Source organism: Citrobacter sp. wls619, from assembly GCF_005281345.1.
Classification (GTDB): Bacteria; Pseudomonadota; Gammaproteobacteria; order Enterobacterales; family Enterobacteriaceae; genus Citrobacter.
Genome location: NZ_SZXJ01000062.1, coordinates 3,767 through 15,563 on the forward strand (window position 1 = coordinate 3,767; position 11,797 = coordinate 15,563).

Below are 11,797 nucleotides of genomic sequence, written 5' to 3' on the forward strand. Positions count from 1 at the left end.
TGCCCTAATGCAGTTTATTGCACAGGAGCAGGAACATGACCGTGTCACAAAACGGGGCGACAACCGCTACCGGTGGGATGGCATTGACAATGGATGGAGAATGGTTCCGTTTTCTGGAGCGGGACGCAAAAACAATCCGTTTTACCGAACATAAAGGCATCACGCTGATCTACTCCCTCACTCATGATGGGTAATTAAGAGCGTCGGCGAGTAGAAGTAAATTTCAGTGCGATAGTAGAGGGATAGCATTTTATATCCCAATCAGAATGATGATTTTTTATGGGTATACATAACATAAGGAGAATAATATATGTCTGGTCGCACATTAACTTCTGGTGAAATCACTTTAGCTAAACAACTCTATAAAGACAGCATTGACTATGATAAAGTAAAAATTCATAATGAAAGTTATTTACCATTTGACATGCAGCGAGATAACGTTGCCATGACACCAAATGGAGAAATGTACTACATGAAAAATACTTATGAACCAGATTTTTCATTAGCAGGAATTAACCAGCAGCATTTATTCATGCATGAAATGATGCATGTATGGCAACATCAGAAAGAATATATGGTGAGAACCAGAGGCCTATTTTCCGGAGTTGTGAGTTACTATTATGACCTGGATGGTTCACTTTTAAAATCCTATCCAATGGAACAGCAGGCCTGTATAGTGTCTGATTATTGGTTGCTTAGCAACTACACAATTAATGATTGGATTAACTATAGAAATTATAAAGGAAAATTTTCCTTAAGTGATATTGAAGGGTTAAAACAAAAATATGTTAAAATTCTCGGTAAGTTCCCTTATAGCGATTAGTTTGTTATCTGGGTGTGTTTCTGGTGATAAACCATCCTATCCATACAAGGGTAAAGTCTCGATTGCAGAAAAATCCGTTTGTATACACGCTGATGATCTTGCAAAAGGAGATATGTACACAGGATATTTGATCTATGAAATAAATTCGAAATCAGAAGATCGGGCTATGAAGCATGAAATATCCCCGGCTTATGGTCATTGCCTGCCTAATAGAACATATATTTCAGGTAAGAAGTATGCTGCTATATTTATGGTTATGACCCCATCAGGGGCAGTAAAAAGATATTCTGTGGATTTTACTTTTCCCTAACTCGGCACCCATAGTTACAAGCTTTTTAGCAATGGCCAAATGACTACACCCTTTTCTGTAGCTGTTTTCCAAAACCGTACGATTCAGGCACCATTTTGGCCCATCCCCATTATAGCCAATTAAAAATTGTTGCCTGCAGCAATATTCAAATGGTACGAACAATATTTCCCCCGCGCAACATAGTTAAATAACTACTCAGACTAGCCGCACAGGGCAATTAAATCTGGTAGGGGTTTTAATAACCAAAGCAGTATGCCAGCCTGAACTCCAAAATAATCGACAAACAAAAATTTTCCAATCCAATAAATGAAAAGACATAAAAACAGAAGGTACCGCACTATCTGGACATTCAAGGAATTTAAGTTTGTAGAAGAAAACTACGGTATTATACCAACGACACTAATTGCAGAAACGCTTGGACGAACGGTGGATGCAGCCAGATGGGTTGTACGCAACCAAGAAAAAAGGTTGAGGGATCCATACCAGCCCTGGACAGAGGAAGAAAAAGCAATCATCCGCACTCATTTTACGGCAGGCTGCGGAATTGCACAGATAATGTCACTGCTGCCGGGACGAACACGAAGGGCGATTTACCTCATAAAAGATAAACTGAATGTTCACAGCCCTCGCCACTGGAATGAGCAGGAACGTCAGGTTCTGGTACAGTATTATCCTGTGGAAGGTATGGCTGTAGCAGAACGCTTACCTGGCAGAACTCGAGTATCCGTAAGACAAGCGGCATACTCACTGGGCCTAAATTTACCGGGTAGTGAAACAAGACCTGTACAGCAAAAATGGACTCAGAAGGAACTGCTACGACTGGAAGCAAACCAGAGCCTACCTCTGGCTGAACTGGCGGTATTATTTCCAGGACGAACACCTGTGTAAGGCCCGTATCCGACTGGAAAAGCGCCAGCAAAAGGTATCTTAAACATTGAAGTACAATACGTAATCAATGCTCACTTACGATGATGTAGCTGAAATATAACAATAGTCACTCCACTCATCCATCAGAGAAACTCATTTCGGCCATAAAGTCCCCCGCTGGTAAGCAGGTTCCGCCTTATCTGCTAACTGATGTGCCAGAGCGTGTTCAATAACTTCCCGCTGGTATAACGTTGTCTCCCCTACCCATTCACGAAACGTTGAACGGAAACCATGTTATGTTAGATCTTTACGGTCCATACGTTTTAAGACGGCTGTTAATGACATATCTGAGAGCTGCCCACCACGAGGGGCCGGAAAGACAAGATTATTATCCTTAAAGCGTGGTAGCGCCTTTAACAAAGCCACCGCAGCGTCAGATAAAGGAACGCGATGCTCTTTACTGGCTTTCATTCTTTCCGCCGGGATAACCCATGTTTTAGCCTTCAAGTCAATTTCATCCCATTCAGCACCACGAATCTCACCTGAACGGGCAAACAGTCAGGATGGAGAACTCCAGTGCGCGGGCTGAAATCCCTGTTCTTGTACGAAGTTCTGCCATAAACATACCCAATTCGGCATATGGCAGTGCAGCATGATGCTTTTTATTCTGTACCTTACCAGGCATTGGCAAAAGTGGTTTCAGCATCCCTTTCCAGGCCGCCGGGTTATCCCCCTCGAAATATTCTTTCGCTTTGGCATAATCCAGAACGGTTTCAATACGGCCACGCACACGGCTGGCGGTTTCATTTTTAGTTAACCAGATAGACTCAGGTATCGCCAGAAGACGGATATAACATAAGACACTGATCTATCGAAACTAATATTTATTCAGCATGTTGTAACTAATTACATATTTTCGTACAGATAAGGACATACGGCCCAGATTAAAACTATCAAGCCTGTGTTATTCTGTTGTCATTAATTTCAGGGAGTTGAGCTGAGCAAGGCACTATCAGAATAATGAAAAATTCCTCTAAAGATATCCTCTCTGCATGGCAGGATTATTTGAAATTCAGCGGTGCGGAAAAGAGTAAAATACCGGCCAGCCAGGTACATGAGCATCATCAGCTCATGCTCGGTAAAGATAACTGTGAAGAAAACCAGAGCGGCATAGTACTCCGCGTTACGCCTGAAATGCGCGAAAACTGGCGCAGGCGTTTCGTCAAATATGGTGAAAAGGGTGAGATTACCCATATTGAGCCTGTCAACCTGCTGTTTCCGGTGTTGCGCTGTATCGAAAATGAGCGCGGCAGGGCCAACGTAAAGTACCTGCCCCTGTTCTCTTTTCCACTCCCCAAATCTTTCTTTGAACAGGGTAATACCTCACTGTTGGTTCCCGTTAAAGACGGACAACTGGTCAGCGCATTCCCCTTCGCTTTTCGCGAAATGTTTGGCATCCAGCTGGATGAGCTGGGTGAGAACCGCCATATGATGAGTATCGTCAGCGCACTCACCGGGTGTAAATATGACACCTTCCTTGAGGCGTTTGACGCTCTTCAGGTATGGGTTGCTCAGCAATCAAACCGCAAATATCAGGGACTGGAAACTGCGTTTAACGCCCTGGTGGCTCCACTGCATAATGAAGATTACAACCTCAAGCGTGATGCGGAAGATTTTAGCTGGCTGTGCGATAACACGGCTGGTGACTTCCCTCTACTGGAGCAGTATCTCAACCATATTCACCATGATGAGAATGCCCCTGACATATATGAAGTGGTAACCGGCGGTTTGTTTGAAACACAATACTCGCTGGGTCATGGACAGATGGCGGCAATACAGGCCATTAATCAGGATGAGCGCCTGATTGCCGTGCAGGGCGCGCCGGGTACGGGTAAAACAACGCTGTTCAAGTCACTCATTGCACAACAGCTGGTTGCCAGAGCACTGGCAATCGCTGATGGAAAGGACCAGAACTTCGGCATGCTGGTAACGTCCACCGCAATAAAAGCGGTGGAGAATATCATTGACGATCTGCGCAGTGACCCTGCAACCCAGGATCTTGACTGGTTATGGTTTCATAGCGGATCGAACGAACAGGTTCAGCATGAGCTTACCCGGCTTGAGCAGTTGATCAGCCGCTGGCGACAGGAAAGCTATGACGAACAACACCAGCGCGATTTTTTAGCTGTTCTGCTCAGGCATCGCGACGAGTTGAACTCCTGTTACCGGGCGTATCTGAATGAAAAGGCAACCGCGATACAGTCTGTTGTGGATTGTGGTCTGAACACCACCAACGCAGAAGAGCTTCCGGCACGCTTCATGGCAAAAATCCCCCTGGTAGCCGCTCATGCACAGCGCCTGGGGATTGACGTGTCACTGCATCATCCCGACGATCTGGACAACTTAACCAGCCAGCTGGAGCAACGCCTGCAGGAACTTCAAGAGATAAAAACGCAGCGTTTGCAGGCCAGCAGAATTTACCAGACATTGCAGGCGACATGGCCGCAGCAACATGATCTGGCACAGATACTGCGCTGGATGGATTCACCACTACGCCCTGCTCTGGAAATGCACTATCGCGACTATCCCCGTAAAGGGATAAAGCGTCATCTGGCCCGCCTGTTCGAGGGAAAATATCCGGCACGGCTGCAACAAATGAATCTTGCTGCGCCGGAGGACTTTCAGCATTTCAGCCTTTCTTCCCTGCCCCATCGCCAGTTAGCGGCTCTGGCTGATGCGGGAGAGATGCTGTCACATCAGCCAGACAATCTGGCCCTGCTGGAACTGCTCATGCAGGACGAACCCGATGCGCTGCAGGAAGAAAATCTGGTGAGCCTTTGTGCTGATATCGCAACACTCCGAAAAGAATGGCAGCGGGTCATCCGAGCGCAACAGGTTACAGCGCAGTATCAACAGCATTACCCCGAAGGTAACTGGTGTGACATTTTGCGTAAACGCTTCATCAGGCAGCACCGTGAAATGTTTGAAGCTGCTATCGGCTATCTCTGGCAGGAGCAACTGAAGCGAAAAATTGAGCTGGAAGAGGTGCTGACTCACTGGCGGGCTCTGATGAGTAATCGCCGCAGTACGGGCTACTATCGCTGGCTGGATAAGCTGGATGAATTCTATCGCGCACTGTCACTGGTATATCCGGTAATGGCAACCACGCTGGTCTCCGCGTGGAAAGTGGCGGGTTATCGTAAACTTGATGAACTCAGGGGGCACAAACCCTGGCATCTGGCACTGTGCGATGAAGCAGGCATGATTTCGCTTGAATCTCTGGTGCCACTATTGAGTCGCAGCGAGAAAGCGATGATTGTCGGAGATCCTCTGCAAATCGAACCCATCAGAAACCTGTCAGAAAACCTGCAAACACAACTGCGCGAACGTCATTTTGCTGACAATAATACGTTATATGAACGGGTTTCACCTGCAAGCGTTACAGGCTGGCACCGCGCGGCAGGAACACTTTCTGGACGAGTGGATGATACCGGCAACGGTATTATTCTCGATGAGCATCGCCGGTGCCAGAAACCCATTGCCGATCTCTTTATCCGGCTGGCGGGCTATCATGGCGTCAGCGTGGAAACGGCCTCCCCTTCCGACCACATTGCCAGCGCCTTTGAGAAGTCTGGTGGGCATCATTTAATGTTCTACAGCGTAGAGGGCCAGAAAGGCGATATGGTTAACACCAATCTGGATGAAGTCGAGGCTATTGAGCAACTGCTGAATAAGCTGGAAGAAGCCGGTTACGATCTGACTGCCGATGTGGGCATCGTCACTCCCTATAGCAATCAGAAATCATTACTGATCAAGCACCTTGCCCAGCGTATGAATCACTGGCAGAAAAACTGCATTGGTACAGTGCATCAGTTCCAGGGCGTGGGTTTTGAGGTCATCATTTACAGCCCGGTAATTTTTCATCCTCTTGATAATCCAAATTTTCAGAACGATGCGCCTAACATGCTGAATGTCGTGGTTTCACGGGCGAAACAGCAGTTTATCGTGGTAGGTAACCACCACCGATTGCGGCAGGCAGGTGGATACCTGAAAGTTCTTGCGGACAGCGTTGCTGAAGATTTCCTTCTTGAACAGGGTAGCCAACATCCAAGTTTCGACAGCCTGAGCCAGACACCGCGTCTACAACGCTATTACCGCGACTGTGAACATATCGCCGCATTCAGTGCGCTGGTGAGCCAGTGTGAACAGGAGCTGGTTATTATCACTCCATGGATCCGTCGGGGTGGTAAACAATATCAAAGACCGGAACTGGCGCAACTGGTAGCAACACAGCGGCGTGGTGTCAGCGTTAAAGTCTACTACGGTTACTACCATCAACGTCTGGACCGTGCAGAGGATAATGATGAAACTCTGATTGCTGAGTACCGCGAACAACTGGGAAAAGACAATGTTATCCGCCTGACCGAAGGTACTCATGAAAAGGTGCTGATGATCGATGGTCGTTACATTGTGCTCGGGAGCTGGAACTGGCTGTCACATGGTTATCATGATAGCTGTGAGCGTAGCGAGCAATTCAGTAATGCTATTCGTCATGAGATTAGCGCGGAGCTGGATGATGTGACGCTGGTGAAGGAGCTTAGGGACAGGTTGAGACTGGAGTAACAAGACTGATAAAAAAGGCCTTAGCAGAAATAAACCTCATCATGTAGGTGAGGTAATGTTCCACTATCAAACTTGGATCCCAATGTATTTGAGGTCCAAAAATAAATCGACACTAATTTTGGGGAGATGACTTATGGATTTTATCACAAGCACAATTTTGTCAGGTGTACTTTATGATGGTTTAAAAGCAGGCGCAGTGATGAGCGTAGACCACCTTAAACATTCACTTCAAAAATGGTTTATAGATGATGCTGCCGCTCAACTTATTCTTCGCAAAACGACTGATCTTGAAATCAATCGAGACATGAGTGAGTCAGCAATTCAAGCCAGGATTGATTCTGACAGCGAATTCATAGGACAGTTAAAAAATATCCCTTTAATGCCTCAAGTTATCAATAATATCAGTACGCATAATGGTACTGGCGATATTGTTAACGGTAATAAAATTGTCTACAATAAATAACTGAACTATAAATTTATGGATACTTATAACTCCTCACATACAGGTTCTGGTGATATCGTTAATGGACCTAAAATAGTACATAACCATTATCCGCCAGAATTTACGGCTGACAATATTTACCGTTATGCAGAAGATATATTCAGAGATCTTCGTAATAATGACATCACCGCAGCTAAAATTGTTATTCAAACATTAAATAAATCACCTGCAACAGATCTTGCTAAAAAAATCATAGACACATTAAACATTGCCATATTACACTCTGAAGGTCAAAGTACTACGTTGCAAAATAGTTTATTATTTGATCTTGCCAAGAACAATGAGTTATCTGAAAAAATAAAAGATATTGTGTTTGCAATAATAATATTGACTGAGCAACAAAGCAAATCTGTCAGTCAGCTCAACTCGATATATAATAGCTCACCAAAACAAAAATATAGCAATTTATTTTTCTATCAATTTATAGCCAATAATACAGAAATTACAGATTACTGGAATTCAAATAAAGAGTTATTCGGTGAGGATGACTTATATTGTCTATCAAGAGGATCCAGCAGGGAAAATAACTGGGCTTTAGCAAAAGAAATTGCAGATGATTTAAACCATAAATTTCCTTCAATAAATAATCAAATTTTTTCGATCTATATACAAGTTACTGAGTTAGCTACAGTCTACAAAGACAAAGATATTTTTTCTTTAAACAAAGACATATATGATGGAATATATCATAACTCAGCAGATATTTTGAGGCTATTTAATGATTACGCTGATAACAGATATCTTCTATGCGGACTCGCTAACCTCATATCACTAACAAGAACAAATGACGTACAGCTCATTCATTTAGCAATGAAGCATAAAGAAGAATTGTCAAAAATACATCCCGACATGGCTGTTTTTATTAATTCTATAATTCCTGTGGATGATAAAAGCATCAAAAAAGAACTAAATAGGATAGACCCGATCAGAGGGCTAGCGCGTGAACAACTGATCGTTTTACTCGAGGCAAAAGATCGTGGTATCTATATTAAAGATAACTTAAGAAAAAAAATAATCGATTTTGATTTAAAAGAAAACATTAGCAATGAAAATTTAGAGTTCTCTTTCCAATTTATCACTCTCAAAGCAAAATTGCTGACAAATGAAAAGAGCGATTTTTTATACAAAATAAAATTAAAGGCCGAGTTGAAATTATTACTTGCACTTAGTGATATTTATAAAGTTTCAAGCAGTGCTATTATTAATTTGTGTCAACATTTAACATATATAGGCCTTGCTACCGAAAGCTACCAATTCGCAGAAATACATCTACCTAAAATTCTATGGCCTTCTCCTCTCGTTCTCACCTATTTTGACTCGCTTATTTTCGCTGAACAATTATCAGTACTTTCTCAGTGTCTTGAAAAGATAGAGAAAAAATATTGGAACTGTCAAATTTGGTTTTACCAAGCAAAACTCTATTATGCTGAATACAGATGGGAAAGCGCACAGCATGCATTAGAAAAATCGATTGAGCTTAATCCTCTATTTATTGAAGCATGGTCTGTTCTGATACAATGTGTATATAAAATAGATGCTTCGAGCACTCCAAAAATTCTATCTAAAATTCCACGGGAAGTTTTCCATTCTTTAGATGAATCCATGCATCTGTTATTTACTATCGCAAATCTTATTGACTATCACTATGCTGAAAATATCTTAGCTGAATTTTTCATTACAAATCCTAAAAAATATGCCTCATCTATTTTACGGTTGCATTTTTCTGCTCAATTACAAAAATCAATCGCAGTAAAAGAAATAAAAAATCCGTACTCCATCGTCAATATAATCCGCGCTATTAAACTAAAAAAGAATGATAGAACGCAAGAAATTATTATTGCTGATATAGCGCCAGAAAATGAACAGGAGGCATTGATCTCTATCTATTCATCATATGGTGAACTATTAAAAGAATTGATCATTGGAGAGAAAAAACGGTATTCACTGGACGAAATTGAAGTTATTGAAGATATAGATCCTTATGCTGCTATCTTTCGCTATGCATTAAAAATCACAAATGAACATCCTGATGAAACATTTCCCATAAAAGCAATAGAAATACCCTCTGATCCAGAAAAGATGCTCGATAAATTGAAAGATGAACTACTGAAGTTTTCTCATAACGAAACAATTGAATCAATTATCAACAACGATCACCTACCGTTATATATAAAAGGGAAAGAGATTAATAAAAGCAACCCAGTAAAAATTGCAATTCAATTACTAGAAGACCCAGCAATAGCTAAATCGCTTGCATTTCCAACAGGTTCAATAGAAAATACCAATTCAATATTGACTGATATTTATGGTCTAGTTTATCTGGCACTTATGCAGTTGGATGCTGGTATACAAAGAAATTCTATAAAAATTCACATTACTCCAGAAACTCATTATTATATCCACCAATGGCTTCAACATCTTGAAAACCCAGAATATTTATCAATTGGAGTACAAGAAGATAGCCTCTATAAAATCACGGCAAAAGATATTCAGAAACAAACAGAATTAACTCGCCATTCATTAACTAATTTATTAAACCATTGTGAAATAAAAACCATACCTATACAAGACACCCCAAACCACTTGAATGAAATGAGAGACTTCTTAGATAATTCCGTTTATTCCACCATGAAGTATGCATTATCTACATCGACTCCATATTTTATAACCGATAATTATCTATCTATATTTATAAATAAAGTCAAACCAAATACCACGATACTGAATTCATCTGCTTTCATTTCAAACCTATTATCTACAATGCAGCTTGACGAAAAAAAACACGCCTATGCAAAACATATTTTTACCTACTTACCAATACCTATAAGTTATAATGACACAATAGAATTAGCTCATTCAGGTAAAAAAGAGCATATAATATTATCCATTGAATTATTAAAGCGATACGGACATACATTTCATAATTATGATTCATTATCTAAATTTCTTGTTATCACATTAACGACTCCATTACTTAAAATGTACCTAAACATACAGAATAACAACATTACTGAACAACCATCTTTCAATGATAGCATTACATTGTTGTTTAATACTTGCTGCCAACTCATTATCGATCAATCTGACAATCGTTTTGCAGAAGATAAAATTGTAGACTTTACAAAAAAACTTATCTCAAACCCGATATTATCACAGCACCCTCAATATATTAGATATATTTTCACATTATTTAGCTCATTTATTTGGGGGCATTTCCTTGACATTGATTATATGAATTCGCTACTAAAATAACCATGTTCCAAGAAGAAACAGAGCGACCACGATACAAATATCAAGACACTCTGTTTCTGGACTTACTTTTAACTATCGTAGAGCTCTCTAATAACGATTATATGCAGATCATCATAACGATTCACAGTAACAACTCCAGTCATCCATAAGAGAAACACGTTTAGGCCATAATGTTCCCCGTTGGTACGCGGCTTCTGCCACCGGCATTCCGGCCTCGACTTGCTTCAGGATGGACATGATCTGGCTGTCAGTGAAACGTGATTTTTTCATAGAGATCTCCGGTTCAGATTACGAGAAAATTCTACTTATGAACACACCGGTTTTTAGAGGGGATTACCATTATGCTTGTAATTTGAAGTCTCATTCAGATATTTTCATATTGTACGTAATAAATATTTGAGTCTCTGACATCATAATCTTCTAAACTGCCTGACTTTTCCTCACCTTCATATAAAGCAACTATCCATCGAGCATTTTCTTGGATGCTTTTATTTATTTCAGCAAAGTATTCACCGTCCACTTCAGAAAGCGAATGTCCTAAAACAATGACCTCATCCACATTTTTAAGCGACGAGAAAAAAATGCTCTCTTCTTTAATTATGTCTTCGCTGGGCTTGAATGTATTACCGAAGTATTTGTCTATGCTGTCGTATGCCTCTGCTATTCTTGTATCTTGATCCGGTCCTATATATGGATTTAGTGATTTTTCCACCCTAAAACTGTGACCCAGTATGAGATCGTCATCGTAACTACAATTGCCGTGAATATGTATAATTCGCGCGTCTGGAACGGCATAGATCTGCTGCAAGGTGTTTGTATAATTAAATGAAAAATATAGACTTTCTCTTGGTATAGGTGGGATATATTGCTCAGAATTGTAAGCATCGGCTATGTTAATCCCTTTAACCCAATCAGCGAATTGCCCCTTCAAGCGAGCTGACAGCATCCGTGTGATTTTATCTACTTCATATGGGTAATCGTGATGATAGGCATCGCTCCAATCATCGGTATTGTACGAAGCCAAAAACATCTCACTGTTTTGAAGGATAAGCTCATAATCAATGTTACCTAAAGCACTTTCTAACTCGCCCCACTCGTCTCCAGTAGGAATGTATTCTTCTATTGCGTCATATAATGCTTGGTCATTTTTTGCTACATACGACTTAAAGTGCTTGTATTCTGTTGGTAAGCCATGTCGAATGTCAAATCCGTTCCCTATTATGTAAAGCCTCATCATTTTTCCCTTAGTCGAATTGTAAGAAGATACTAACCTGACCGGCTCCACGTTGACTACCCTCCTTTAAGTAATGCCTTCATCAGATGTAAAAACATCTGCGAACTTCCATAGTTCGCTCAAGGCGGGCCTTCATCTCAGCCAAATCGTCTGCTTAGTGCTGTGAGTTCAATGGGTCGATGCAAC

Annotated in this window: 9 protein-coding genes and 1 pseudogene; 7 read left to right on the forward strand and 3 right to left on the reverse strand. The window is 41.4% G+C overall.

Annotation, left to right across the window (positions count from 1 at the left end):
• Positions 1 to 35 precede the first annotated feature (35 nt).
• From FDX19_RS25110 to FDX19_RS13600, 4 genes are all read left to right on the forward strand, one after another.
• A complete protein-coding gene (locus FDX19_RS25110; protein ID WP_170974381.1) occupies positions 36 to 194 on the forward strand; it encodes a hypothetical protein in 159 nt (52 codons plus the stop codon).
• Between the two features lie 116 nt (positions 195 to 310).
• A complete protein-coding gene (locus FDX19_RS13595) occupies positions 311 to 823 on the forward strand; it encodes a hypothetical protein (protein ID WP_137383126.1) in 513 nt (170 codons plus the stop codon).
• Positions 786 to 1,133 carry a putative T6SS immunity periplasmic lipoprotein gene (locus FDX19_RS25695; RefSeq protein ID WP_368666076.1) on the forward strand — a complete coding sequence of 116 codons (348 nt, stop codon included), beginning with the start codon at positions 786 to 788 and terminating at the stop codon, positions 1,131 to 1,133. Before FDX19_RS13595 ends, FDX19_RS25695 begins: the two co-directional genes overlap by 38 nt.
• A gap of 306 nt (positions 1,134 to 1,439) precedes the next feature.
• Positions 1,440 to 2,021, forward strand: a complete 582-nt coding sequence (locus FDX19_RS13600) for a hypothetical protein (protein ID WP_137383127.1) — start codon at positions 1,440 to 1,442, stop codon at positions 2,019 to 2,021.
• Positions 2,022 to 2,153: 132 nt separating this feature from the next.
• On the opposite strand, the pseudogene FDX19_RS25480 reads toward FDX19_RS13600, so the two are convergent.
• Positions 2,154 to 2,844 (reverse strand): annotated as a pseudogene (locus FDX19_RS25480) (tyrosine-type recombinase/integrase); the annotation flags it as partial.
• Between the two features lie 176 nt (positions 2,845 to 3,020).
• On the opposite strand from FDX19_RS25480, the gene FDX19_RS13615 reads away from it, so the two are divergent.
• The 3 genes from FDX19_RS13615 (at position 3,021) to FDX19_RS13625 (ending at position 10,377) form a co-directional block, all read left to right on the forward strand.
• The gene (locus FDX19_RS13615) at positions 3,021 to 6,623 is read left to right on the forward strand and encodes an AAA domain-containing protein (protein WP_137383129.1); all 3,603 of its coding nucleotides are present in this window, start codon (positions 3,021 to 3,023) and stop codon (positions 6,621 to 6,623) included.
• Between the two features lie 133 nt (positions 6,624 to 6,756).
• On the forward strand, positions 6,757 to 7,086 hold the full coding sequence (locus FDX19_RS13620; RefSeq protein WP_137383130.1) for a hypothetical protein: 330 nt from the start codon (positions 6,757 to 6,759) through the stop codon (positions 7,084 to 7,086).
• A 15-nt stretch (positions 7,087 to 7,101) separates the two neighbouring features.
• Positions 7,102 to 10,377 (forward strand): hypothetical protein, encoded by a 3,276-nt coding sequence (locus tag FDX19_RS13625; protein ID WP_137383131.1) that lies wholly within the window; start codon positions 7,102 to 7,104, stop codon positions 10,375 to 10,377.
• Positions 10,378 to 10,488: 111 nt separating this feature from the next.
• On the opposite strand, the gene FDX19_RS25115 is transcribed toward FDX19_RS13625, so the two are convergent.
• Positions 10,489 to 10,647, reverse strand: a complete 159-nt coding sequence (locus FDX19_RS25115; protein WP_170974382.1) for a hypothetical protein — start codon at positions 10,645 to 10,647, stop codon at positions 10,489 to 10,491.
• Positions 10,648 to 10,741: 94 nt separating this feature from the next.
• The gene (locus FDX19_RS13630; protein ID WP_249357555.1) at positions 10,742 to 11,662 is read right to left on the reverse strand and encodes a bacteriophage abortive infection AbiH family protein; all 921 of its coding nucleotides are present in this window, start codon (positions 11,660 to 11,662) and stop codon (positions 10,742 to 10,744) included.
• Positions 11,663 to 11,797: the final 135 nt, after the last annotated feature.